The 23,635-nt window shown below is 73.9% G+C and carries 20 protein-coding genes and 1 pseudogene; 9 read left to right on the top strand and 12 right to left on the bottom strand.

The window, feature by feature from the left end:
• Positions 1 to 173 precede the first annotated feature (173 nt).
• Both lnt and AB0D94_RS35065 read left to right on the top strand, forming a co-directional pair.
• Positions 174 to 1,796 carry an apolipoprotein N-acyltransferase gene (gene lnt / locus AB0D94_RS35070; protein WP_362060983.1) on the top strand — a complete coding sequence of 541 codons (1,623 nt, stop codon included), beginning with the start codon at positions 174 to 176 and terminating at the stop codon, positions 1,794 to 1,796.
• Positions 1,797 to 1,833: 37 nt separating this feature from the next.
• Complete coding sequence (locus AB0D94_RS35065) at positions 1,834 to 2,319, top strand: NUDIX domain-containing protein (RefSeq protein WP_362060980.1); 486 nt, start codon at positions 1,834 to 1,836, stop codon at positions 2,317 to 2,319.
• Between the two features lie 56 nt (positions 2,320 to 2,375).
• Here the strand turns inward: AB0D94_RS35065 and AB0D94_RS35060 are convergent, their stop codons facing one another.
• Complete coding sequence (locus tag AB0D94_RS35060; protein ID WP_362060976.1) at positions 2,376 to 3,140, bottom strand: trypsin-like serine protease; 765 nt, start codon at positions 3,138 to 3,140, stop codon at positions 2,376 to 2,378.
• Between the two features lie 147 nt (positions 3,141 to 3,287).
• The gene (locus tag AB0D94_RS35055; protein ID WP_362060973.1) at positions 3,288 to 4,760 is read right to left on the bottom strand and encodes a hypothetical protein; all 1,473 of its coding nucleotides are present in this window, start codon (positions 4,758 to 4,760) and stop codon (positions 3,288 to 3,290) included.
• A gap of 160 nt (positions 4,761 to 4,920) precedes the next feature.
• On the opposite strand from AB0D94_RS35055, the gene AB0D94_RS35050 reads away from it, so the two are divergent.
• Positions 4,921 to 6,210, top strand: coding sequence for a bifunctional GNAT family N-acetyltransferase/ATP-binding protein (locus AB0D94_RS35050; protein WP_362060970.1), 1,290 nt, complete (start codon positions 4,921 to 4,923; stop codon positions 6,208 to 6,210).
• Positions 6,211 to 6,534: 324 nt separating this feature from the next.
• Here the strand turns inward: AB0D94_RS35050 and AB0D94_RS35045 are convergent, their stop codons facing one another.
• The 5 genes from AB0D94_RS35045 to AB0D94_RS35025 form a co-directional block, all read right to left on the bottom strand.
• Complete coding sequence (locus tag AB0D94_RS35045; RefSeq protein ID WP_362060967.1) at positions 6,535 to 7,131, bottom strand: hypothetical protein; 597 nt, start codon at positions 7,129 to 7,131, stop codon at positions 6,535 to 6,537.
• Complete coding sequence (locus tag AB0D94_RS35040; RefSeq protein WP_362060964.1) at positions 7,128 to 8,753, bottom strand: serine/threonine-protein kinase; 1,626 nt, start codon at positions 8,751 to 8,753, stop codon at positions 7,128 to 7,130. The genes AB0D94_RS35045 and AB0D94_RS35040 overlap by 4 nt, the downstream gene beginning before the upstream one ends.
• A gap of 131 nt (positions 8,754 to 8,884) precedes the next feature.
• Positions 8,885 to 10,141, bottom strand: a complete 1,257-nt coding sequence (locus AB0D94_RS35035) for a Tm-1-like ATP-binding domain-containing protein (RefSeq protein WP_362060961.1) — start codon at positions 10,139 to 10,141, stop codon at positions 8,885 to 8,887.
• A gap of 54 nt (positions 10,142 to 10,195) precedes the next feature.
• Positions 10,196 to 10,693: an NUDIX domain-containing protein gene (locus AB0D94_RS35030; RefSeq protein WP_362060958.1), complete on the bottom strand. Its 498-nt coding sequence runs from the start codon at positions 10,691 to 10,693 to the stop codon at positions 10,196 to 10,198.
• Positions 10,694 to 10,743: 50 nt separating this feature from the next.
• A complete protein-coding gene (locus AB0D94_RS35025) occupies positions 10,744 to 11,784 on the bottom strand; it encodes a cation diffusion facilitator family transporter (RefSeq protein ID WP_362060955.1) in 1,041 nt (346 codons plus the stop codon).
• Between the two features lie 181 nt (positions 11,785 to 11,965).
• Here AB0D94_RS35025 and AB0D94_RS35020 point away from each other — a divergent pair, with 181 nt between their 5' ends.
• The 3 genes from AB0D94_RS35020 to AB0D94_RS35010 are packed head-to-tail and all read left to right on the top strand — an operon-like array spanning position 11,966 to position 16,178.
• Positions 11,966 to 14,398, top strand: coding sequence for an FHA domain-containing protein (locus AB0D94_RS35020; RefSeq protein WP_362060952.1), 2,433 nt, complete (start codon positions 11,966 to 11,968; stop codon positions 14,396 to 14,398).
• The gene (locus AB0D94_RS35015; protein ID WP_362060949.1) at positions 14,395 to 15,123 is read left to right on the top strand and encodes a hypothetical protein; all 729 of its coding nucleotides are present in this window, start codon (positions 14,395 to 14,397) and stop codon (positions 15,121 to 15,123) included. Before AB0D94_RS35020 ends, AB0D94_RS35015 begins: the two co-directional genes overlap by 4 nt.
• Positions 15,120 to 16,178, top strand: coding sequence for a serine/threonine-protein kinase (locus AB0D94_RS35010; RefSeq protein ID WP_362060946.1), 1,059 nt, complete (start codon positions 15,120 to 15,122; stop codon positions 16,176 to 16,178). Before AB0D94_RS35015 ends, AB0D94_RS35010 begins: the two co-directional genes overlap by 4 nt.
• Positions 16,179 to 16,194: 16 nt before the next feature.
• Here AB0D94_RS35010 and AB0D94_RS35005 read toward each other — a convergent pair whose 3' ends face one another.
• A complete protein-coding gene (locus AB0D94_RS35005) occupies positions 16,195 to 17,472 on the bottom strand; it encodes a streptophobe family protein (protein WP_362060943.1) in 1,278 nt (425 codons plus the stop codon).
• A gap of 150 nt (positions 17,473 to 17,622) precedes the next feature.
• Here AB0D94_RS35005 and AB0D94_RS35000 point away from each other — a divergent pair, with 150 nt between their 5' ends.
• Positions 17,623 to 18,891 (top strand): DUF6777 domain-containing protein, encoded by a 1,269-nt coding sequence (locus AB0D94_RS35000; RefSeq protein WP_362060940.1) that lies wholly within the window; start codon positions 17,623 to 17,625, stop codon positions 18,889 to 18,891.
• Between the two features lie 83 nt (positions 18,892 to 18,974).
• On the opposite strand, the gene AB0D94_RS34995 is transcribed toward AB0D94_RS35000, so the two are convergent.
• The 4 genes from AB0D94_RS34995 to AB0D94_RS34980 form a co-directional block, all read right to left on the bottom strand.
• Positions 18,975 to 19,544: a hypothetical protein gene (locus AB0D94_RS34995; protein WP_362060937.1), complete on the bottom strand. Its 570-nt coding sequence runs from the start codon at positions 19,542 to 19,544 to the stop codon at positions 18,975 to 18,977.
• A 19-nt stretch (positions 19,545 to 19,563) separates the two neighbouring features.
• On the bottom strand, positions 19,564 to 20,130 hold the full coding sequence (locus tag AB0D94_RS34990) for a hypothetical protein (protein ID WP_362060934.1): 567 nt from the start codon (positions 20,128 to 20,130) through the stop codon (positions 19,564 to 19,566).
• Between the two features lie 254 nt (positions 20,131 to 20,384).
• Positions 20,385 to 21,128: a hypothetical protein gene (locus tag AB0D94_RS34985; protein WP_362060931.1), complete on the bottom strand. Its 744-nt coding sequence runs from the start codon at positions 21,126 to 21,128 to the stop codon at positions 20,385 to 20,387.
• Between the two features lie 189 nt (positions 21,129 to 21,317).
• A complete protein-coding gene (locus AB0D94_RS34980) occupies positions 21,318 to 21,560 on the bottom strand; it encodes a hypothetical protein (RefSeq protein WP_362060928.1) in 243 nt (80 codons plus the stop codon).
• Positions 21,561 to 21,685: 125 nt separating this feature from the next.
• Here AB0D94_RS34980 and AB0D94_RS34975 point away from each other — a divergent pair, with 125 nt between their 5' ends.
• Together AB0D94_RS34975 and AB0D94_RS34970 are read left to right on the top strand one after the other, a co-directional pair.
• Complete coding sequence (locus AB0D94_RS34975; protein WP_362060924.1) at positions 21,686 to 22,834, top strand: histidine kinase; 1,149 nt, start codon at positions 21,686 to 21,688, stop codon at positions 22,832 to 22,834.
• 69 nt (positions 22,835 to 22,903) lie between these two features.
• Positions 22,904 to 23,545: pseudogene (locus tag AB0D94_RS34970) on the top strand (response regulator transcription factor); the annotation flags it as partial.
• Between the last annotated feature and the right edge of the window lie 90 nt (positions 23,546 to 23,635).

The raw sequence follows: 23,635 nt of genomic DNA, 5'->3' as shown, positions 1-23,635 counted from the left end.
ACGGCCGAGTACGAGCTGCGATCCTCCGCCTTGCGATGCACCGCACCAGACGACGCGGGCTGATCCACGAAGATCGCCCGGACAGGACCTAGGGGACGTCGCCACCATGCCCGGGCAGGACACCCCGTAGGTCCTTACCGGGGCCCGGCGTGTGGGGACGTACACTCCGCCAGATGAGCAGCAGTGCCACCCGCGCGGCCGGAAACGAGCCCGCGCAGCCCGCAGACCCCGTCGCAGCGGGCCCCGCGACCACCGACGCCGCACCTCCCTCGAAGGGAACGCGGAAGGAGTTCTGGCTGCGCGCCGTCCTCGCCGCCGTGGCCGGTGTGCTGCTCTACCTCAGCTTCCCGCCCCGCCCGCTGTGGTGGCTGGCCCCCTTCGCCCTCGCCCTGCTCGCCGGCTGCCTGTACGGGCGCCGCGCCCGGGCCGGGTTCGGCATCGGGTTCCTCGCCGGGCTGGGCTTCCTGGTGCCGCTCCTCGTCTGGACCGGCGAGGAGGTCGGCCCGGTGCCCTGGCTGGCGCTGGCCACCGTCGAGGCCCTGTTCATCGGACTCACCGGTCTCGCCGTCGCCCTCGTCAGCAGGCTCCCCGCCTGGCCGCTGTTCGCCGCAGCCGTCTGGGTCGCGGGCGAGGCGGTCCGCGCCCGGGCCCCCTTCGGAGGCTTCCCCTGGGGCAAGCTCGCCTTCGGCCAGGCCGACGGCGTCTTCGCCCCGCTCGCCGCTCTCGGCGGCACCCCGGTGCTCTCCTTCGCCGTGGCCCTGTGCGGTTTCGGCCTCTACGAGGTGCTGCGAATCGCCCGCCGCCACCCCCGCCGCGCCACCGCGGCCCTGGCCGTCCTCACCGTCGGCGCACCGGTCCTCGCCGGCCTCGCCGCCCGTCCCCTGGTCTCCGACGCGGCCGAGGACGGCACCGTCGTGGCCGCCGTCATCCAGGGCAACGTGCCCCGCCTCGGCCTGGACTTCAACTCCCAGCGCCGCCAAGTCCTGGACAACCACGCCCTGCGCACCAAGCAGCTCGCCGAGGAGGTCAAGGCCGGGACCGCCCGCCGCCCGGACTTCGTCGTCTGGCCGGAGAACTCCTCCGACCTCGACCCCTACCTCGAAGCGGACGCCTACGAGGCCATCGACTCGGCCGTCAAAGCCATCGGCGTGCCCGTGGCCATCGGTTCCGTCCTGGTCCCGGAATCCGGCCCGCTGCGCAACACGATGATCCTCTGGGACCCGGTCAAGGGCCCCACCGCGACCTACGACAAGCGCAAGATCCAGCCCTTCGGCGAACGCATCCCGATGCGCTCGGTCGTGCGGCTCTTCAGCGCCGACGTGGACCGGGTGCGCCGCGACTTCGGCCCCGGCAAGGACCCCGGCGTCTTCGACATGACCGGCAGCCGGGTCGGCATGGTCACCTGCTTCGAGGCCGCCTTCGACGACGCCGTCCGCTCCACCGTCCAGGCCGGAGCCCAGGTGATCGCCGTCCCCAGCAACAACGCCACTTTCGGCCGGTCCCAGATGACCTACCAGCAGCTCGCCATGGACCGGATCCGTGCCATCGAGCACAGCCGCACCGTCCTCGTCCCTGTCACCAGCGGGGTCAGCGCGGTCATCCGTCCCGACGGCAGGATCGTCCAGCAGACCGAGATGTTCACCGCGGACGCGCTGGTCGCCGAGATCCCGCTGCGATCCTCCCGCACCCCGGCCACCGTCGTCGGCCCGCTGCCGGAGTACGCGCTGCTCGTCGCCGCCGCGGCCGGGCTCGGCTGGGTCCTGACGCGCCGCATTCGCGCCCGCAGCGCCGCCTGAGGACGGACCCGCCCCGCAGGCCTCGTAGGGTCGGGGGATGACCACACCCGATTTCATCCGCGCCATCCGCGCCACCGCCGGGCACCAGCTGCTCCTGCTGCCCGGCGTCACGGCCATCGTCCTCGACGACCGGGGCCGGGTGCTGCTCGGCCGGCGGTCCGACACCGGACGGTGGTCCGTGATCGGCGGGATCGCGGAGCCGGGGGAGCAGCCCGCCGAGACCGCCGTGCGCGAGGTGTACGAGGAGACGGCCGTGCGGTGCGTCCCGGAGCGGGTCGTGCTCGTACAGATGCTCGCGCCGATCACCTACCCCAACGGCGACGTCTGCCAGTTCCAGGACATCACCTTCCGCTGCCGGGCGACCGGCGGCGAGGCGCGGGCCAACGACCACGAGTCCCTGGAGGTGGCGTGGTTCGAGGTGGACGCGCTGCCGCCGCTGGAGCCTTTCGCGCTGGACCGGATCCACCGGGCGCTGCGGGACGAACCGGCCTGGTTCGACGTCCCCGCCGAGATCGCGGAGTAGGGCGCGCCCGATCGAGCGGGCGGACCTTGAGACCGCCGGCGCGCCGCGGCGCCCCTTCAGCCGGCGACCGCCGCCTCCCGGTACAGCTCCACCGCCTCGTCGCCCATCACCGCGCTGTACGAGATCTCCGGCACGGTCCCGCCGCCCTCGTGGCCGCCGAGCACCCCGGCCAGCGCGCCGTCCACCAGCCAGGGGCTTCCGCTGGTGCCGCCGCTGAGGTCCGGGCAGCCGATCCGGCGCTGGGTGTCGGAGAACAGCCCGGTGGTGTTGGCGCAGCTCAAGGGCGCCTCCTCGGTACGCGGGTACCCGATGACCGTCACCGTGGCGTCGTCCGGCTGCTGGCCGGCCACCGGGAAGCCGCCCACGAGGTCCTCGACGGAACCGGTCGGCCCGTCCTCCGCCGGGGCCACCGTCGCGAAGGCGATGTCGTCGTCCGGGTCCTCGCCCTCGGTCCAGCCCGGGGCGACGTAGACGCCGGTGATCTTCCACGTACCGTACGGGGCCGTGCCGTCCCGGTAGCCCGGTGCGAAGACGGTGGTGCGGGGGCTGTCCAGGCAGTGCGCGGCGGTGGCGATCACATCGCGGCCCTCGCTGCGCACGACGGCGCCGGTGCAGAAGTGCCCGCCGTCGAGCCCGCCCGCGAAGAGTGCGCCCACCCGGTCGGCGGTGGCGTCGGCCGCGGCCCGCGCGGTGACGCCGAGCGGCTGCCCGGCCGCCGCGTCCGGCACGTCCACGCTGATCAGCGCGGCCATCGCGGTCAGGGCGAGCAGGATCCGTGACGCCCGCCGCGCACGGGTGCGCCGGGCCGTTCGGGGGAGCATGCGGTGGATCATGCTCCCACCCTGCCCACCGAACCTATGTCCGGAGCCCGGTGTTCCGTATGAATCCCCTGTGAATCCGGTGCACCCGATGTGAAGCCCCGCCGGGAACCCGCGCCCCGGATCCCGTCACCACCGTCCCCGGGCGGGCTACTCGGGCCCGCGCCGTTCGTAGAGCGTCACCCGGCGGCCCCGGACCTGCCGGTCCTCCACCACCGTGAACCGCTCCCGCAGGACCGCCGCCTTCGCCTTGTCCCGCTCCGCCGACGGCGGCTTCGCCACCTTCGCCGCGTCCGTCACCAGCAGCACCCGCCGCTGTCCGAGCAGCGCCGCCCGGATCCGCTCCGGGCCGGCCTCCTCGCCCTTGAGGGTGGCCGAGGCGACCGGGCTGTCGGCCAGCGCGATGTCCGACAGCCCCGTGAAGGCGGCGGGGGTGACCAGCGCCGTGTCCCGCCGGGCGGCCGGGACGAACAGCACCGCGTCCCCCGCCCGCCCCATCCGGGCCACCTCGCCGGCCGCCGCCAGCACGTCGTCGACCCGGCTCGCCGGGGCCCGCTTGCCCAGCTCCACCGGCAGCAGCGCCAGCACCGCGACCCCGACCACACCGGGCACCAGCAGGGTCGAGGCCCTCGGGAACCGCGGCGCGCAGGCCCGTACCGCCGCGCCCAGCGCCGCCCCGATCAGCAGGGCCAGACCCACCATGCTGAACAGCACGTACCGGTCCAGGAACAGCGGCTGGACCAGCGACAGCCCGATCAGCCCGAGCTGCGGCACCGCCAGCAGCGGCAGCCCCACAGCCGCCAGCGAGAGCCTGCCGCGGCCCGGGCGGTCGGCCCACGCGCCGAGGCCGCCGACGGCGAGGAGGATCCCCGGCCCGATCAGCATGTGCCAGGTCAGCGGCGGTATCCACGACACCTGGTCGGACTGGCCGCGGCTGAACAGGATCAGCGGCAGCGCCCCCGCCACCGCACCCGTGCCGTACGCGGCCCAGCGCAGCCACACGCCGCGCCCGGCCCGCGTCCACCACAGGGTGGCCGCGTGGGCGGGCAGGATCAGCAGCGACAGCCAGTTCAGCAGGGCGCAGACCAGCACGGTGATCCCGTACGCCGTCCAGCGCGGCCAGACCCGCCGGCCGGGCCCGCCCTCTGTGCTGCTCGCCAGGAGCGTCACCAGCAGCAGCGTCGACAGCCCGGCCCCGGCCGCGACCAGCGCGTACGGCCGGCCCTCCTGGAGGTAGAACTGCACGGCCGGTAGCAGCCCCAGCGCCAGCCCGCCGCCGAGCCCGGCCCAGAAGCCGGCGAGGCGCCGCCCGATCAGCGCCACGCACGCGGCGGCCGCGGCGACCGCCAGCACCGACGGCAGCCGCAGGGTCGTCGTACTCGCCCCGAAGACCTCGAAGAGGCCGTGCATCAGCAGGTAGTACAGCCCGTGCACGGCGTCGACATTGCCGAGCAGGGCCCAGATCTCGCCCACCGAGCGCCCGGCCACCTGCCAGGTCGCCGCCTCGTCCCGCCACACGCTGTCCTGCCGGGACAGGCCCCACAGGCCGGACGCCAGGGTCCACAGGACCGGGATGAGCCAGAGGAGGAGCCCGCGTCGGGCCGCGGATATGTGGCAAAGCATGAAGGTGCGGGATTCCTCGGGCTGGTGTTCGGGCGGAAGGCACCAGTCTATGGACGCCGCGGACGGTTTCCGGCTGGGCTGTTGTGCACGACGGAGCGTGATCGCCGGGCCCTGCCGCCCCTAGCCTCGCCGCAGGAGCACGAACGAGGGGCGGTACCCGGTGAACTGGCTCATCCACGACTACCGCGAGAGCGATCTCGCAGCGGTGGTCCACCTGATCGACACGACGGCCGAACTCGGCCAGGAGTCCGTCTTCTCGCTCGCCGAGTGCATCAGCGCCCTGACCGACCGGCAGCCCTGCGTGGTCGCCGTCCACCAGGGCGTCCCGATCGGCGCGGCCCTCGCCTGCGTCACCGGGGAGCGGGCCTGGGTCATGCGCATCGCCATCGCCGCGGGCTGGCGCGGCCGGGGCCTGGCCTCCGCCCTGCTCGTCGAGCTGGAGCGGCGGCTCATCGCCGCCCGCGTCGGCCGGATCGCGTACGTCCTTCCCGAGGAGGACCTGCTCGGCGAGGGCCTCCTGAACGCCGGCTACACCCGGCAGCCGGCCGTCGCCTACTTCGAGAAGACCGAGCCGCTGCACGGACCGTCGGCCGGCCTCCTCGACGACCTCGGCGGCCGCTTCCTGCCCAACGACCTGTGGGCCAAGGTCGCGGGCATGGAGCAGGAGAAGGACCTCATCGAACGGCGCGTGGTGTTGCCGCTCGCCGAACCGGAACGGGCCGCCTCCCACGGCGTGCGCCCGCCGCGCGCCATCACCCTCTTCGGCCCGCCCGGCACCGGCAAGACCACCTTCGCCCGGGCCATCGCCTCCCGGCTGGGCTGGCCCTTCGTGGAACTGCTGCCCTCCCGCCTCGCGGACGAGGGCAACCTGGCGGCCGCCCTGCGCGACGCCTTCGCCCGGATCGCCGAGCTGGAACGGGTGCTGGTCTTCATCGACGAGGTCGAGGAGATCGCGCCGGTGCGCACCGAGCCCGCGCAGCCCGGCGGGATCCACGGGGTCACCAACGAGCTGCTGAAGCTGATACCCGGCTTCCGCGAGGGCGACGAGCGGCTGCTGGTGTGCGCCACCAACTCCATCCGCTCCCTCGACCCGGCCTTCCTGCGGCCCGGGCGCTTCGACTACCTGATCCCGATCGGCACCCCGGACGCCGGGGCGCGCGCCGCGATCTGGTCCCGCTACACGGCGGGGCGCGCGGACGTCGACGTCGCGGCCCTGGTGGCGGCGACGGAGCTGTTCACCCCGGCCGACATCGAGCACGCGGCGCGGATCGCGGCGCAGGTGTCCTTCGAACGGGACCTGGAGGCGGTGGGCGCGCGGGGCGCGGCGGCCGCGCAGCTCGGTGCGACCACGGAGGACTACCTGGCGGCGGTCCGGCAGTGCCGGCCGACGGTGACCCCGGCGATGACGGGCGAGTTCGAGGCGGACATCACCGCCCACGCCCGGTTCTGAGCTCCGTCCCCCGGTTGCGGCGGGGGACGGATACGCGAATGGCCCGCAGCCACTCCCCAAAGCGGCTGCGGGCCTCCCGCGCGGACTTGTGCGCCCGCGCGGGACGGCCACGTTCCGATTGGGGTGTTCGCCGGCTGGAACGTGACACGAAGCGGTGCCGGAGAGCGACCCTGAGCCCTCGGCAACGCTTACGAGTCAACCAGCGGGCACGGTGGCCGCGCTTCGGCCGGACGGCCCGAACCCCTCGGCCGAAAGACCGAAGGCGGAGAGCCGAAGGGCCGGACGGCCGGAGGCCCGGACGGTACCGGTACTCCCGAGGCACCCCTACGGGCGGCAGCGGTACGTGAACTCCACCGCGGCGGTGTGCTCGGCGGGCGAGTCCAGCCGGAGCTCGGCCCTCGCCGAGTAGGTCCCCGCGCCCTTGAAGGTCCACAGCAGGTGCAGCCGGGCCTCGCGCTGCCCGCGGGGCACCCGTTCGGTCAGCTGCTCCGACCGCGTCCCGTCGCTGCGGACCCAGTGGTAGGTGAGGGTTCCCGGCCGCCCGTTGGTCCGTACGACGGCCACCACGTCGGCCGCCGTGTCGCAGGGCGGGCCCGCGGCATCCGTGGTCACCGCCACGTCGCGGACCTCCAGGGCGGGCCCGTACCGCTGCCAGCCGAGGTACGCGAGGACCGCGAGCAGTACGACCGCGGCCAGGGTGTACCGGCGCAGGCCGGCGCCCCGGCCCGGCCGGGGCGGGGCGCCGGCGGTCACGGGGAACGGTGCGGGCATGGCCGCCGTGACGCCGGGCCCGAACCGGAGCACGGATCCCTCGACCCGGTCGGGCGTCACCTCCGCGGGCTCGGGAGGTCCGGTGAACCAGTGGCTGCCGAGGACGGTGGCGCTGTAGTCCTCGTCCTCGGGGCCTCGGGGACTGCTCATCGTGGGACCTCCGGCTCCTGCTGACAGCGCGGCAGCACCTGAGAGGCGGACGCGGACTTGTTCCCGGCGGCCGGCTTGGTGGTGACGCGGACCCCGCCGTAGCAGCCGCGCCCCCGGGTGAAGGTATGGCTCTGCACCACGGTCGAGGAGCCGGCCGGGACCACCACGGTGTCCGTGCCGTCGGGCACGGAGTAGGAGCCCTGCGCGCTGCCGAGGAACCACTCCAGGACGACGGTGACCGGACCGGTCCCCTCGGTGGCGACGTCGACGGTCGCCTCGCCCCGGTAGACGCCGGTCGTCCGCAGCGCGACGCCGACCTTGGTGACCTTCAGGGTCGGAGTGGGCGTCGGCGTGGGTGTCACCGTCGGTTTCGGCGTGGGCGACCAGCTGACCGTGGGCGTCGGGGTCGCGGTGCCGCTCGGCGAAGGGGACGGTGACGGGCTCGCGGACGGGGTCGGGGAGGCCGAAGGGGAAGGTGACGGCGACGGGCTCGGTGACGCCGAGGGGGCCGGGGCCGGCGCGGGCGAGGCCGGACCGGGCGGGGACGGGCTCGTGGTGGCGAACGCCGTCAGCGCCGAAGAGCCGCCCGGGGCCGCGCCGATGGCGTCCGTCGTGACCACCAGCACCGTTCCCAGCACCAGCGCCAGGCCCGCCGCCAGCCAGCCGCGCCGGCCGGGGGCCCAGCCGGAGCCGCTGGGCAGCGTGGTCGTGGCCACGGCCGTGGTACCGGCCGCCGCGGCGCCCGCCGAGGGGAACAGCAGCGGCAGCAGCGCCGCCAGGGCCGCCAGCTTGCGCTGGCCTCGCTCCTCCCACTGGGGTCCGTACGCGGCGAGCGCCACACCCTCCAGCTCCGCCACGAACGCCTCGGCGTTCTGCGGCCGCTGCTCGGGCCGCTTGGCCAGCCCGCGCCGGATCAGCGGGCGTACGGGCTCCGGCGCCTCGGTCTCCGGCACCGGGGCCTCGATGTGCTGCACCGCGAGCTCCGCGAAGTTCTCCCCGTCGTAGGGTTTGCGCCCGGTGAGGCATTCGAAGAAGGTCGCCGTCGCCGCGTACACGTCGGCCGCGGGCGAGGCGGGCCGGCCCTGCCACTGCTCGGGGGCCATGTAGGCGGGCGTACCGGCCACCCCGGGCGTGGCCCCGCGGTCCACCGCGATGCCGAAGTCCACCAGTTTCGAGGAGCCGTCCTGGGCTACCAGCACGTTCTCCGGCTTGTAGTCCCGGTGGACGACACCGGCCCGGTGTGCGGCGGCCAGCCCGAGGAGGGAGCCCTTCAGCACCACGAGTGCGGCCTCGGCGTCGGCCCGCCCGGAGCGCTTCAGCAGCGCGCGCAGGGAGATCCCGTCCACCAGCTCCATCACGATGGCCGCGCCGCCGGGCGCCTCCACGTACTCGTACAGCCCCACCACGTACGCGGACCGCAGCCCGCCGAGCAGCCGTGCCTCGGCCCGGAACCCGCCCACGAAGGCCGGGTCCTCGCGCAGCCGGTCGCTGAGGTACTTCACCGCGACCGCCGTGCCCGTGCCGTCGTGGACGGCGAGCACCACGCGGCCGCTGCCTCCCGATCCGAGTTCCCTGATCTCCGTGTAACCGGGGACCGACCATGCCGTCAGCGTGCCGTCCATCGTTCCCGCCCCCTGCCGTGGCGCCACCACCGTGCCCCGAGTGCGGCCGGTCCGTGACCGGCCACCCCTGGACCGGTCTGCACTCAAGACGTGGTTTCCGCCACGGCCGGTTCCCTGCCGTACGGGCTGTCTCAGGCGGCGGCCGAAACCGCTCCGATCATGGCGTGCAGCCGGTCGGCCGCCGCCCGGCCGAAGGCCGGGTCGTTGATGTGCGTGTCGTAGTCGTAGAGCCGGGCGGCGCTGCCCCGCAAGCCGTCGCGCAGCGCCGAGAAAAGGGCCCGGTCCGCGCCGGGGTCATGGTAGGGGCCGCCCGGCACGCCGAGCGTGGACAGTCCACGGAGCGGAACGCAGACGGCCGTGGGCCCCGTCGCCGCACGCAGTTTGGCGGCCACGCTGCGGCCCAGTTCCGCGCACTCGGCCTCGTTCGTACGGATCACCGTGATGGACGGGTTGTGTACGTGGACGCGCCGGTGGCGGGCCCGGTCGGGCAGGGTCTCGATCGGGCCGAACTTCACCATGTCCAGCGCTCCCAGGCTCACCACCTGCGGGATCCCGGCGCGCCCGGCCGCGCTGAGCCGGTCGGGGCCCGCGGTGAGGATCCCCCCGCACAGCTCGTCGGCGAGCTCGCTGAGCGTCAGGTCGAGCACCCCCGCGAAGACCCCCTGACCGGCCAGGGTCTCCAGGGTGCGGCCGCCGGTTCCGCTGACGTGGAAGACCAGCACCTCGTAGCCCAGTTCGGTCAGCCGCTCCCTGGCCGCGTCCACACCGGTCGTGGTCACGCCCGCCATGCTCGCCGCGATCAGCGGGCGGGCGCCGGCGCCCAGCCGGGGCGGGCGGTGCAGGTCCAGGCTCGCGCGGGCGAAGGCCTTGGCCATGCCGGCCACCGCCTCCACCGCGTTCGCCAGGACCGGTTCGGAGATGCTGTTGATCCCCGCGATGTCCACCACGCTGTACATCATCGTGATGTCCGCGGAGCCGACGTACGGGGAGACGTCCCCGGACGCCATGGACGAGACCATGAGTTTGGGCACGCCCAGCGGCAGGGCCCGCATCGCCCGGGTGGCGATGGAGGTGCCGCCGCTGCCGCCGATCGCGAGCACCGCGTGCAGCCGGCCTTCGGCGTGCAGGCGTAACAGGGTCGCCTCCGCGCCCCTGGCCATCGTGGTCACGGCCGCGCCCCGGTCGGCGGCCGCGCGTAGTTCCGACAGTTCCGTTCCCGCTGCCCGGGCCACCGCGTCCCGCGGCACATCGGCGGGCACCCGGGGTTCGCCCATGATTCCTGTGTCGACCAGTACCACCTCGACGCCGGCACGCTGCAGCCTCTCGCGCAGCCAACCGTACTCCACACCCTTGGTGTCCAGGGTTCCCACCAGCACGACGTTCGTCATGTGTGTAATGTCCACGCGGGCGGGTTGCTTGGCAAGTCGGGGCGGGACCGATCTTCAGGCCTCCAGAAGTTCCAACAGCCTTTCCAGGAACGGGATCTGAGGTGGCATCACTTTGATCTTGGCAACCGGGGGAGCGAACCAGGCCACCCGGTCCAGCTCGGGGAACTCCTGTACGTTTCCGGAGTGCGGCGGCCACTCCATGGAGAAGGTCCCGGGCACCATCAGTGCGGGGTCCAGGTCCGCCTCCACCGCCCAGATGGTCACCAGTTTCCCGCTGGCCAGCCGCACCTCGCCCAGCGGCAGGTAGTCGCCCTCCGGCGGCGGCAGCCCGATCTCCTCGGTGAACTCCCGGCGGGCCGCGTCCCGCGGCGTCTCGTCGGGCCCGTACTCGCCCTTCGGGATGGCCCAGCCGCCGGTGTCCCGGCCCGCCCAGAGCGGGCCGCCCATGTGGCCGAGCAGGACCTCCACGGCGGGGCCGGACTCCACCGCGGTATCGGCCTCCTCGCCGGTCCGGCGGAACAGGAGCAGTCCGGCACTGCGTTTGCGCGTCATGGGTCCATGCATGCCCCGTACGCGCGCCGCTCAGCGACCGCGGCCGGAGATCAGTGTGCGTGCGGGCCCTGCCGGTGGACCGGCCCGTGTGCGTCCGCGCAGTGCGGGTCCGGCTCGGACGGGCCCTCGCCCGCGCGGCCGACCGTCAGCAGGGAGTCCTGGGCGTGGTCCACCTGGAGGGTGGTGTGCGTGATCCCGTACTCCTTGCCCAGCAGCCGCTCCAGGTCGCGGCGTACGGCGTGGCAGTCGCCCTCCGGATCCACGAGCACATGGGCGGAGAGCGCCGCCTGCCCGGAGGTGATCGTCCATATGTGCAGGTCGTGCACCTCGGTGACCGGCGGGTGGCTGACGAGCCGGTCGCCCACCGCGTCCGGGCTCACATGGGCCGGAGCGGCTTCCAGGAGGATCCGGCCGGACTCGCGGACCAGGCCGTAGCCCGCCTTCACCATCAGCGCCACCACCACGAGCGTGGCGATCGCGTCGGCCTGGCGGAAGCCGGTGGTGAGCACGATCAGACCGGCGACGGCGGTCCCGATGAAGGCGAAGAGGTCGTTCAGGATGTGCTGGTAGGCGCCCTCGACCGCGAGGGAGGAACGGTTCGCCCGGGAGATGCACCAGGCCGCGGCCACATTCACCGCGATGCCCGCGAGCGCCGTCACCACGACCAGGCCGCCCTCCACGGGCGGCGGGTCCATCAGCCGTCGGACCGCCTCGTAGGCCAGCCAGACCGCCAGCAGGAGCAGGGTCAGGCCGTTGGCCTGGGCGGAGAGTATCTCCGCCCGCTTGAGTCCGTACGTGAACCCGCCGCGGGCGGGGCGGGTGGCCAGCCGCATCGCGATCAGCGCGAGGACGATCGAGACGGCGTCGGTCAGCATGTGGGCCGCGTCGGAGATCAGGGCCAGGGAGTTGGCCATGATGCCGATGACCACCTCGATGGCCATGAACCCGGTGATCAGGCCGAGCGCGATACCCAGCCACCGCCGGTCGGCGTCCGCCGAGACACCGTGGCTGTGCCCGCCCGGCCCGTGGCCGTGACCGCCGGGCGCATGGCTGTGACCGCCGGGCGCGGTGCCGTGCTCGTGCCCACTCATGACGTCCCCCGTCTGTTCTGTTCGGACCCGTCTGTTCGGTTCCGTCGCGTGAAGTGAAGCGCACCCCGGCGAGATGGGCAAAGGCTGCAACGGGGACCGTTGTCATTACCCATAACAGGCCTCTGACCTGCGGTGATGTCCGGTCGCTGCCGCGTCGGCCGGATCGTGGGAAAATCGGCTCATGGTCCTGCGCCCCGGTGTGCCGACCGCGCCCGAGCTCGTCCTGGAGACCGACAGGGGCTCCACCACGATGAGCCCGGGCCGCATATATCACGTCGGCCGCGACCCCCTCTGCGAGATCTGTCTCGACGACGCCCGCGTCTCCTGGCACCACGCGATCCTGCGCCCCGAGGGGGACCACTGGACGGTGGAGGACGAGCACAGCACCAACGGCACCTGGGCCGACGGGCACCGCGTCCACGAGTGGAGCGTCGGCGCCGGGAGCGAGCTCCGCTTCGGCGACGCCTCGGACGGGCCGCGCGCCGTCCTCCTCGGCACAGGCACAGGCACCGGTACGCGTGCCGCCCCGTCTGCCGCCGGGCCCGCCGCACAGGCTCCGACGCCGCCTTCCGGACCGGTGGCCGTATCGCCGTCCGGGGTCTCCCACCCCGCCCTGACCGGCACCTTCCGCCGTCCGACCGCCATCCGCCCCCTGGCCGCCCGGACCGCCGTCCGCATCGGCCGCGCCCCCGGCAACGACCTCGTCATCGACGACCTCGTCGTCTCCCGGCGCCATGCCGAGCTGCGCGCCCTCGCCGACGGCACGTACGAGATCGCCGACCTCGGCAGCCACAACGGCACGTACCTCAACGGCGCCCCCGTCGAACACGCCGCCCCCCTCACCGAGGGCGACATCATCGGCATCGGCCACTCGGCCTTCTGCCTCGTCGGCGACCAGCTCCAGGAGTACCTGGACACCGGCGAGGTCTCGCTCGACGTCCAGGACCTCACCGTCACCGTCGACCACGGCCGCAAGACCCTCCTCGACCACGTCTCCTTCCCCGTCGGCGCCAAATGCCTGCTCGCCGTCGTGGGACCCAGCGGAGCCGGCAAGTCCACCCTCCTCGGAGCACTCACCGGACTGCGCCCCGCCGACCACGGCACCGTCCTCTACGACGGACGCGACCTGTACCGCGACTACGCCGAACTGCGCGGCCGCATCGGCCTCGTCCCGCAGGACGACATCCTGCACGCCCAGCTCACCGTCCGGCGCGCCCTCACCTACGCGGCCGAACTGCGCTTCCCGCAGGACACCGCCAAGGCCGAACGCCGGGCCAGGGTCGAGGAGGTGATCGCGGAGCTCGGCCTCCAGCAGCGCGCCGACCAGCCCATCCACAGCCTCTCCGGCGGCCAGCGCAAACGCGTCTCCGTCGCCCTGGAACTGCTGACCAAACCCTCCCTGCTCTTCCTCGACGAACCCACCTCCGGCCTCGACCCCGGCATGGACCGCTCGGTGATGCACATGCTGCGCGGCCTCGCCGACGACGGCCGCACGGTCATCGTCGTCACCCACAGCGTGCTCAGCCTGGACGTCTGCGACCGGCTGCTGGTCCTCGCCCCCGGCGGGCGCACCGCCTACTTCGGCCCGCCCGGCGAGACGCTCGGCCACTTCGGCTTCACCCAGTGGCCCGAGGCGTTCGAAGCCTTCGAGAACCAGCAGGGCCGCGACTGGGCGGGGGAGTACGCCGCCTCGCCGCTGCACCGCAAGTACGCCGACAGCTCCGCCCGGCAGCCGCGCGCCGGCGAAACCGGCCGGGCCCAGCCCGCGGGCTTCGCCGCCGCGCCGCCCAAGGCCCAGAGCTGGGGCTCCCAGCTGTCCACCCTGATCCGCCGGTACGCGGCCGCGCTCAGCGCCGACCGGACCTTCCTCGCCATCATGATCGCGCTGCCGTTCGTCATGGGCGCCATGGCCCGGGCCCTGGCCGGCGGCGCGCTCACCCGGGAGACGGCGATCAACGCCCTGCTCATCCTGTGCGTCGGCGGAGTGCTGACCGGGGCGGCCAACGCCGTGCGCGAGCTGGTCAAGGAGAGAACCATCTACCAGCGCGAACGGGCCGTCGGACTGTCGCGCTCGGCCTATCTGATGTCCAAGGTCGTGGTGCTGGGCGCGGTCACCGTGGCGCAGGCCGTGGTGCTGACGCTGGTCGGCCTGTTCGGCGTCGATCTGAACGCCCCCGGCGGCCAGGGCGTCTTCCTGCCGCCGCTGGCCGAACTCACCCTCGTCGTCGCGCTGCTGTCCTTCACCGCGATGATGCTCGGCCTGCTGGTCTCCGCACTGGTCAGCAAGGAGGAGGTCACCATGCCCCTGCTGGTCCTCCTCGCCATCGTGCAGGTGGTCTTCTGCGGCGCCCTCCTCCAGCTGGACGGGGTCCCGGTGATCGGGCAGCTCGCCTGGCTCGTCCCGTCGCGCTGGGCGCTCGGCGCCATGGCGGGCACCATCGATCTGGGCGCCCTGGTGCCCGGCGCCCTCACCGACGACCCGCTCTTCGCGCACAGCGCCGGGGTGTGGCTGCTGAACGTCGGGATGCTGGTGGCGCTGGCCGTGCTGTTCGGAGTGCTCGTCGCCCGCCTGCTGCGCCGGCACGAGCCGGCGATCATGCGGAAGGCCCGATGACCGGCCCGGTGGAACCCGGCGGTGGGGCGGCGGCCTTCCGGCCCACCCATGTCGTCCCCCGGGAAGGACTGCCCGCCTGGGAGGCCCCCGACGTCTCCCGGCCGACCGCGCCGCTGGACCCCCTCCTGCCGGTGCAGCTGCTCTCCCGGCGCGGGGAGTGGGGGCAGATCCTGTGCTCCAACGGCTGGTCCGCCTGGGTGGACGGGCGGCTGCTGGTCCCCGTACCGCAACCGCCGCCCACGGCCGGCGGCCCGCCCCCCGAACGGGCCGAGGACCCGCGGCCGCTGCTCGCGCGGAGCGCCGACGCGTTGGAGCGCTACCGGCGGGCCGCCGGGGAACTCGCCTCGGGACGCGCGGACGCCGAGGCCTTCCGGAGTTCCGTACGGGGGCTGCGGGCCGGGGTCGTGCTCGACGGGGAGTCCGTCTGGCTCTACGACGAGGCCGGCGGGCGGTGGCTGTACGGCGACGGGAGCGGGCTGGCGACCTACGCGGTCGTCGCGGAACCTGGGGCGGATCCCGATCCCGATCCCGCCCCCGCTCCGCGCCCCGGGCCCGACGCGCCGGCCGACCCCCGGGAGGCCCAGCTCGACGTACTGCCCGGGCGGACCGCCGGACCAGGCGGACCCGCCGGACCCGCCGGACCGGGCGCACCCGCCGGGCACGAGCCGACCCGCATCGCCGACGCGCCCGGACCCCGGCCCCGGCCCGAACCCGGGAAGCGGTGACGGGCGTGGAAGCGGCCGGCGGGCGCCCCATCGACCTGGTGGGCAAGGAGATCGCCGGATACCTGGTGGAGGGCGAGATCGGGCGCGGCGGCATGGCCGTCGTCTACCGGGCGCGCGACCTGCGCCTGGACCGGACCGTCGCGCTGAAGCTGCTGGCACCCGAACTGGCCCGCAACGACACCTTCCGGCAGCGGTTCGCCCACGAGTCGAAGGTGGCCGCGGCCATCGACCACCCGCACATCGTGCCCGTCTTCGAGGCGGGGGAGACCGACGGGCTGCTGTACATCGCCATGCGTTACGTGGCCGGGCAGGACCTACGGGCCCTGCTGGACCGGACCGGCCCGCTGCCGGTGGGGACCACCGCCCGGATCGCGGGCCAGGTGGCCTCCGCGCTGGACGCGGCCCACGACCACGACCTCGTGCACCGGGACGTGAAGCCGGGCAACATCCTCGTCGCGCGGGGCACGGACAGCGAACACCCCGAGCACGTCTACCTGACGGACTTCGGGCTGACGAAGAAGTCGCTGTCCCTGACCGGGTTCACGACCGTCGGACAGTTCGTGGGCACCCTGGACTACGTGGCACCGGAGCAGATCTCCGGGAAACCGGTGGACGGCCGCTGCGACGTCTACAGCCTGGGCTGCGTCGTCTACGAAATGCTCGCGGGCGGGCCGCCGTTCCAGCGGGACGACGACATGGCCCTGCTCTGGGCCCACCAGTACGATCCCCCCGCCCCGCCGAGTGAACGGCGCCCCGGCCTGCCGGCGGAGGTGGACGAGGTGCTCGCGAAGGCACTGGCCAAGTCGCCGGAGGACCGGTGGGGCAGCTGCCTGGAGTTCACCGGGGCACTGCGCCGGGCCGGGCCGGGGCCTGGGGCGCGTGGCGCGCATCCGCCGACGCGCGCGGTCGGGCACCTGCCCGACGGAGCCTTCTCCGGAGCCGGAGCGGGAGCCGACGCCGGAGTCAACGCCGGAGCGGGAGCCGACGCCGGGGACACACCGCCCCCGCCGCCTCCGCGTTGGGCGTTGCCGGTGTTCCGCAGCCGCGCGCCGTAGCCGCCGCGCGTACGGGTCAGCGCGGGGCGGGTTCGTCGACGCGGCCCCCGCGGTGGACCGGCCGGGCCACGAGGGCGCCCAGGAAGCCCGCCACGGCACCCCAGACGAGCGCGAGGCCCACCGTGCGCCACAGGACCGGGCTGAGCTCGACCTTGCCGCCGAGCCCGTCCACGGAGCCGATGCCCAGCAGCGAGAGCCCGAACTGCGCGTGGACCCGCGCCAGCAGGCACACCGTCAGAGTCGCCAGGGCCAGCGCCACGCCCAGGTGCAGCGCGTGCTGCCAGAGCCGGACGCGGGCGGGGGAGCGTACGGCGGCCAGCACGCCCGCTCCCAGCAGCAGCACGGCCGCCACCGGCACCAGCCACCACGCCCGGGAGTCCCGCTCCGCGAGCGAGGCCACGTCGACCGTGGACAGGTCGGACCCGCGCAGCACCTGGTCGAGCAGCTGGGGCATCGGCAGCCCGAACGGGCCCTCCACCCTGCCCTCCCAGGCCCCGCCGAAGCCCAGGGTGAGCGCGAGCCAGACGAGGTTGGGCAGCCCGAGCAGCACCACGGCCATGGTCCGCGCGCCGTGGCCCTGCGTCGCCGCCGCCACCAGGGCGACGCCCACGCCGAGGACGACGTACGCGAGCAGCAGCGCGACCGTGGCGGAGGCGGCCGGGCGCACCGCCGCATGGAAGCGGACCAGGCCGGCCGGGAGCGGGGCCCGGCGGGAGACGAGCAGGGTGATCAGCAACAGGCCCAGGATCCACAGCAGTCCGAACAGGAGCGTGGCGGGCAGGTCCGCCCGGAAGCCCACGGTCGGGGCGGAGTCGAGGAGTTCGCCGATCTCCCCGACGGGGGAGTCGCCGGTGGAGATGCCGAAGGTCCGGCGGGCGAGGAGCCCGGCCCCGATGAGCGCGAGGAGCCACAGCAGCACCAAGGGAACGGTCCGGGAGAGCAGTTCACCCGGTCGGGTCACCGCCCGGTGGTGCAGGGGGCGCAGGAAGCAGTAACCCGCCACGAGGGCGCCGGACAGGCTCACCGAGAGGGGCAGTACGGTCAGGCTCGCGTCCGCCTCCGCCAGGAAGCCCGCACCGCCGGAGACCTCGACCGAGCCACCGGCCGCCATCACGACGACGGCGGCGACCACATGGGGGAAGGAGCCGTCCGGCAGGTCGCCCGCACCCGCGCAGGCCAGCCCGGCGGCCGCGACCGCGGTCATCACCGCGAATCCCGCGAAGACGGCGACGAGGGCGTCACGCCATGCCTTCGCGGATCCCCCGGGCGACGCTGATTTCGGCGTACGGCTCACCCTGCAACGGTAGGCACCCTCGGCTTGCGGGCACCACCTGGACGACACACACAATGGTCCGCAGGAGTGCAAGAAATCAGGATATTTCCGTGCGGTCAGGGCGGAACGACCACAGTGGACGGGAACTCCGCCGTCCGGGAAGAAGAGCCTGTGACCACGCAGCCCGATCACGAGCCGCCCCGGCAGCCGCCGCCGTCCGAGCGCCCCACCAGTGCTCCCTCCGGTCCCCCCACGGGTCCTCCCTCCGGCCCGCTCTCCGGTGGGCGGCAGGGTCCCCCGGCCGCTCCGCCGCCACCTGCTCCGCCCGGCGGCCCCGGCGGCCCCGGCGGCCCCGGCGTTCCCGGCGGGCCTCCCGGAGGGGGCGCACCGGCCGGCGTGCCCTGGTGGCGGTCCGTGCCCCGGATCGTCACCGCCCTCGTCGCGGTGGTGGCGGTGGTGGCCCTGGTCGTGGTGCTGACCCGTTCCAGCGGCACCTCCGACAAGGCGAGCCGCGAGGTCTTCCTCCAGCCCGTGGCCGACGCCGGGCCCGACCCGTTCACCGAGTCCACCGCTGCGGACCAGGCCACCCCGCCGCCGCCCCCGTCGCCGCCGCCCACCGCGAGCGGTACGACGGGCCCCACGCCCGCGCCCACCGCCACCCGTAGCATCAGCGGCGCCTCACCGGGCCTGTACGGAGGCACCAGGTCCCTCGGGAGCTGCGACGTCGAGAAGCAGATCAAGGTGCTGTCCGGGCAGCCCGCCAAGAACGGCGCCTTCGCCTCGGCCCTCGGCATCGAGGCGCCGGCCGTACCCGGCTACCTCCGCTCGCTCACCCCGGTCCAGCTCCGGTGGGACACCCGGGTCACGAACCACGGCTACCGGGACGGCGGCGCTACCGCCTACCAGGCCGTGCTCCAGGCCGGTACCGCCGTACTGGTGGACGACCGCGGAGTGCCGCGGGTGCGCTGCGCGTGCGGGAACCCGCTCGGCCTACCGGTGCCGCTGAAGGGCGACCCGAAGCGGACCGGACAGCCGTGGGCCTCGTACCAGCCGTCGCGGGTCGTGGTCATCGCGCCGTCGGTGACCATCGTGAACAAGTTCGTCATCTACGACCACCACGACCGGCGCTGGTACGAGCGCGACCGCGGCGACCACCACGGCGAGAAGGACCGGCAGGTCCCGCCGCCGGCGGACCCGCACCCGGATCCGACCAGGACCCCGACCACCACCGAGGCGCCGGTGACCAGCTCCGCGCCCTCCACCACGCCCCCCGGGACCGGCAGCCCCACGGGCCCGCCCGACGGCACCCCGACGGACAGCACGCCCACCGGTACGGAAACCCCCGCCGGTACGGGAACCCCCACCGACACAGGTACTCCGGCCGGCACGCCCACGGTCACCGGGACGCCCACGGACGCGCCCACGGACGCGCCCTACTGACACCGGAACCCCCACGCCGTGATGCCGCCCGGCGCCCTGCGGCGCGGGGGCGGCACCACCGTTTCGTACGGCGCACGCGCCGTTCAGCGGTTCAGCTTGCAGAACTTGGTGAAGGCGCTCGTCGCGCCGGCCAGGAAGCCCTGCTCGTAGGCGTCCTCGACTGCCTGGTCCTGCGCGGTCAGTCCGGGCTTCTTCTGTGGCTCGGGCTCGGCCTTGGAGTCGCAGTTCTCCTTGGCCGCGGCCCCGCCGGCCTTGACACCGTCGATGAAGCCCTGGTTGCGGGCGTCCCGTACGGCCTTGCTGTTCGTGACCTTGTCGGAGGCGGCGGTGGTGCAGTTCACCGCCGGGAGCTTTTGCGACTTGACGTGGTAGTCACCGGGCGGCAGACCGGTCAGGCGGAAGGCTCCGGGCGGGGTCAGCTCGTCCAGGTTCCCCAGGCCCTCGGCGTTGCCGCTGCTGCCGTGCAGCGCGGCTCCGCCGGTTCCGAGGAAGTCTGTTCCGGTCACGGTCACCGTCTTGCCGTCGTCCGAGGGCTCGACCGTGCAGGTGCCGGCCGGGACGGCCGACGGGGCCTGCGCGACGGCGGCCGGACCGAGCGCGAGGGAGGCGAGGAGCAGCGGGCAGAGGGCTGCCAGCCGGGTACGGTGGTTCATTGCGCTCATCTCCCGTGCGTCAACTTCCGGTACGGCAGGACTGGTTGAAGGAACTCGTCGCGCCGGCCAGGACGCCCTGCTCGTAGGCGTCCTCGACCGCCTGGTCCTGCGCGGTCAGTCCGGGCTTCTTCTGTGGCTCGGGCTTGTCGTTGTCGCAGTCCTCCTGGGCCGCGGCCTTGCCGGCCTTGACGCCTTCCTTGAAGCCGTCGTCACGGGCCTTCCGGGTCTCGTCCGTGTTCGCTTCCTTGTCCGCCTTGACCACCGTGCAGTTCTTGAAGCCGCCCTGCGCGGGCAGGATGGTGACGTCGGTGCTCTTCTGGAAGCGGATTACGGAGAAGGACCCGTCGGGCTGGACGTTCTCCAGCGGTGCGACGCCCTCACCACTGTCGATCTCCAGCGGCATGTCCTCGGGCATCCAGCCGGAGCCGCTGATGGTGACGCTCAGCCCGTTGTCGGCGGGCTTCACCGTGCAGGTGCCGATGGCTGGGGCCGCGGTCGCCGGCGGAGCCAGAGCGGCCCCGCCTCCGAGGAGCAGCGAGCAGGCGATCAGAGAGGTGACTGTGGTGCGGCGGCTGCGCCGGTTCATGGTGCTGGTCCTCCCTCGCGTTGCTACGGGGGGAGAGAACTGGAGAGACGACCGTGGTGGGCGACGGCGCGGACGCGCGAGATCGTGACGGGCACACCACGCTTGCGGGACAGGCGGGCCGACGTACCGGACCGCGTCCCGGGACTCTCCCTCCGGCCGTCGCACGGGTGGCGGCGGTCTGGGGTGATCGGAAGGCGCCCGTCCTTTTCATCCTCCCCCGTCCCGGCCGGGGTGTCGACCGGTGAGGAAGGCCGTCAGGATGCGGGCGGAACCGCCATCACGCTATGCGTGTTGGCGTTGTTGCCCGGGTTCGTGTCGCCCTCCGCGGTGATGGTGGCGTGGATGGCCCCGGGGCCGTTCCTGGTGACCGCGGCGAGCACCGGGATCTGGTTCTTGGCCCCCTTCGCCAGCGTGCCGCCGGTGCAGCGGTAGCCGGTGGTACCCGTGGCGGAGCACTGGAAGCCGTTGAAGGTGCCGGACTCCGGGGGACGCCGTACGGAGAGCGAGCCCGAGGTCTGGACCTGGATGACGACGCCCTTGGCGTCGGCGCCGGCGTTCGAGTAGCTGACCCAGTAGTTGCGGTTCGTGCCCGAGGGCGGGTTGGCCTCACCGGTGATGCCGCCGATCGAGACGTCGGCCGGGGCGCCGGCGGAGCCGGTCGGGTGGACGCAGATCGTGTTGGAGCGGTAGTGACTCGGGTACTGCTCCAGCAGGATGTCCTTGGTGTGGGACACCACCGAGACACAGTAGGGGACGCCGGCCTTGATGCCCGCGTTCACTGTGCGGACAGCAGTCCGGTTCACATTGGGTATCTCACGGGACAGCGGAATGTTACGCCGAGGGGGGTCAGTGGTGCCCCACGGAATCGCATCGAGCGTGAAGCTCTCGTCGTCCGGGTCGGTGTCCCGGAACGTGACGGTGATCTCGGGAGCGTCCAACTGGACGCTTACCAGCAGCGGGCCGACGGCGGAGGCCGGCGTGGCCAAGCCGAGCGCCATTCCGCACGCCATCCCGATCCCGACCGACGCCCGGTACAGCCACCGGAGGCGCGTCCTGCCTGTCATGGCAATCCCCATTCTCCGTTTGATGGGATGATCCAATTGTCCGCTCGTGTCCGGGACCCGGCAATCGCTGGGCGGTCGGGGGCCGCCCACGCAGGCCGGGGTCCCTGCTTGCGCCGACGGCCCCTACGTACGCCTACGGCCGCCCGCGAGCGCGTCGCCCGCCGCGCCCACCGCGAGGCCGAGCGCGAGCATGACGACGTAGCCGTAGACCTCGTACCCCTCGGGAACGAGGAAGCGGACGAAGCCCATGAAGTGGATCCAGCCGAGCCACTCGTGCAGCAGGCCGCTCGCGCCGCCGACGACGAGGACGAAGGAGAGCAGCCCGGACACGGCTTTCAGCGGGGAAGCGGGGTGGGTGGAGGTCATGCTCCGACCGTAGGCGGGCGCAGCGGGCGCCGGATCGGCCTTTCGGTGCCCCGCGCAGGTACTTAAGTATCCGGTTCGACGGCGGAGGGCCGCAGGCGGCCGGGGCCCGCGTAGATTTCCCGGACATGCGCCACATCCACCGCACCCGCCGGGACTGGGCGGCAGACCTGGGCTTCTTCCTCTTCGCCGCCTGTTTCGCCGCCGTCAGCTCGCAGTCCGTCCCGGGGGCGGAGACCCTGAGCCCCGGGTGGCGGGCCGCGGACCAGGCGGCCGGCGGGCTGGCCTGCGCGGCGGTGCTGCTGCGGCGGCGTTGGCCCGTGCAGCTGGCGGTGGTGCTGCTGCTGGCGGGCACCCAGGCGCACTACCTGACCGGTCCGGCGCTGGTGGCGGTGTTCACTGTGGCCGCGACCCGGCCGTGGCGGGTCACGGCCTGGGTGGCGGCGCTGGCCTTCGCCCCGCTGCCCTTCTTCCTCTGGCGGCTGCCGGAGGTCTCCGAGGACCGTGCGGGGTCGGCGGTGACCTACTTCGCCCTGATCGCCGGGGCCATCGGTTGGGGCCTGTTCCGCAGGTCCCGGCAACAGCTGATCGCCTCCCTGCGCGAACGGGCCGAACTGGCCGAGGCGGACGCGGAGTCACGCGCCGAACGGGCCCGGAGGGAGGCGCGCGAGGAGATCGCCCGCGAGATGCACGACGTGCTCGGGCACCGCCTCTCGCTGCTGAGCGTGCACGCGGGCGCCCTGGAGTACAACCCCGGCGCCCCCCGGGCGGAGATCGCCCGGGCCGCCGGGGTGATCCGGGAGAGCGCCCACCTGGCCCTGCACGACCTGCGCGAGGTGATCGGGGTGCTGCGGGCGGACACCGGCGCGGCGCAGGACGACCGGCCGCAGCCCGAGCTGGCCGACCTGGAACGGCTGGTGGCGGAGGCGCGGGCGGCGGGCGGGCGGATCGCGCTGACCGTGGAGGCCGGCGGCCCCGCGCCGCCGGCGCTGACGGGGCGCACGGCGTACCGGATCGTGCAGGAGGCGCTGACGAACGTACGCAAGCACGCGCCCGGGTCCTCGGTCGTCGTACGGGTAGCCGGGACCCCCGGGGAGCGGCTGACGGTGGAGGTCTCCAACACCCGGCCGCCCGGCCCGGATCCGGTCCACGCCGAGGGCGGCGGCCAGGGCCTGATCGGGCTGGCCGAGCGGGCCCGGCTGGCAGGCGGCGAGCTGAGGGCCGGCCCCTCCGACGGCGGGTTCCGGGTGTACGCCTGGCTACCCTGGCAGAGCTGAGCAGCTGAGCAGCTGAGCAGCTGAGCAGCTGAAGAGCTGAAGAGACGCGGAGACGGAGAGGAGACGCCGGTGATCCGGGTCCTGCTGGTCGACGACGACGCGATCGTCCGGGCCGGCCTGCGCCTGATGCTGGGCGGCGCCCCCGACATCGCACTCGTCGCGGAGGCCGCCGACGGCGCGGAGGTCCCGGCGCTGGTCGCCGCGCACGGGCCCGACCTGGTGCTGATGGACATCCGGATGCCGGGAGTCGACGGGCTCGCGGCCACCGAGGCGCTCCGGGCCCGGCCCGGCGCGCCCGAGGTCCTGGTCCTGACCACCTTCCACACCGACGCGCACGTCCTGCGGGCCCTGCGTGCGGGCGCCGCCGGGTTCCTCCTCAAGGACACCCCGCCGCAGGAGATCGTGACGGCGATCCGCACGGTCGCCGCGGGGGACCCGGTGCTGTCCCCCGCCGTCACCCGCCGGCTGATCGACCAGGTGGCCGGCGGCAGCGGACAGGACACCCGCGCGGCCTCCGCCCGCGAGCGGCTGGCGCCCCTGGCCGGGCGGGAGCGGGAAGTGGCCCTGGCGGTCGGCCGCGGCCTGTCCAACGCGGAGATCGCCCGGGAGCTGCACCTGGCGCTGCCGACGGTGAAGACCCACGTGTCCCGGATCCTCACCCGGCTGCATCTCAACAACCGGGTCCAGATCGCCCTGTTGGTCCACGACGCGAACGCAGGGGACGGCCCTCGGGACACCTGGGTCTTCACCGTCGGCAGCGCCAGGTGCAGCTCCCGGGCGATCTCCGCGTTGGACAGGCCG

It is taken from the genome of Streptomyces sp. NPDC048255 (genome assembly GCF_040652415.1).
Lineage (GTDB): Bacteria > Actinomycetota > Actinomycetes > Streptomycetales > Streptomycetaceae > Streptomyces.
The sequence above is the reverse complement of the archived record's forward strand: the minus strand, read 5'-3'. Positions and strand labels throughout refer to the sequence as shown.

Coding starts and splice junctions, on each gene's coding strand:
- AB0D94_RS34975 (WP_362060924.1), top strand. CDS start 21,686: ATGCGCCACATCCACCGCACCCGCCGGGACTGGGCGGCAGACCTGGGC.
- lnt (WP_362060983.1), top strand. CDS start 174: ATGAGCAGCAGTGCCACCCGCGCGGCCGGAAACGAGCCCGCGCAGCCC.
- AB0D94_RS35060 (WP_362060976.1), bottom strand. CDS start 3,140: ATGCTCCCCCGAACGGCCCGGCGCACCCGTGCGCGGCGGGCGTCACGG.
- AB0D94_RS34995 (WP_362060937.1), bottom strand. CDS start 19,544: ATGAACCACCGTACCCGGCTGGCAGCCCTCTGCCCGCTGCTCCTCGCC.
- AB0D94_RS34980 (WP_362060928.1), bottom strand. CDS start 21,560: ATGACCTCCACCCACCCCGCTTCCCCGCTGAAAGCCGTGTCCGGGCTG.
- AB0D94_RS34990 (WP_362060934.1), bottom strand. CDS start 20,130: ATGAACCGGCGCAGCCGCCGCACCACAGTCACCTCTCTGATCGCCTGC.
- AB0D94_RS35040 (WP_362060964.1), bottom strand. CDS start 8,753: ATGGACGGCACGCTGACGGCATGGTCGGTCCCCGGTTACACGGAGATC.
- AB0D94_RS35045 (WP_362060967.1), bottom strand. CDS start 7,131: ATGAGCAGTCCCCGAGGCCCCGAGGACGAGGACTACAGCGCCACCGTC.
- AB0D94_RS34985 (WP_362060931.1), bottom strand. CDS start 21,128: ATGGCGCTCGGCTTGGCCACGCCGGCCTCCGCCGTCGGCCCGCTGCTG.
- AB0D94_RS35065 (WP_362060980.1), top strand. CDS start 1,834: ATGACCACACCCGATTTCATCCGCGCCATCCGCGCCACCGCCGGGCAC.
- AB0D94_RS35035 (WP_362060961.1), bottom strand. CDS start 10,141: ATGACGAACGTCGTGCTGGTGGGAACCCTGGACACCAAGGGTGTGGAG.
- AB0D94_RS35030 (WP_362060958.1), bottom strand. CDS start 10,693: ATGACGCGCAAACGCAGTGCCGGACTGCTCCTGTTCCGCCGGACCGGC.
- AB0D94_RS35025 (WP_362060955.1), bottom strand. CDS start 11,784: ATGAGTGGGCACGAGCACGGCACCGCGCCCGGCGGTCACAGCCATGCG.
- AB0D94_RS35020 (WP_362060952.1), top strand. CDS start 11,966: ATGGTCCTGCGCCCCGGTGTGCCGACCGCGCCCGAGCTCGTCCTGGAG.
- AB0D94_RS35015 (WP_362060949.1), top strand. CDS start 14,395: ATGACCGGCCCGGTGGAACCCGGCGGTGGGGCGGCGGCCTTCCGGCCC.
- AB0D94_RS35055 (WP_362060973.1), bottom strand. CDS start 4,760: ATGCTTTGCCACATATCCGCGGCCCGACGCGGGCTCCTCCTCTGGCTC.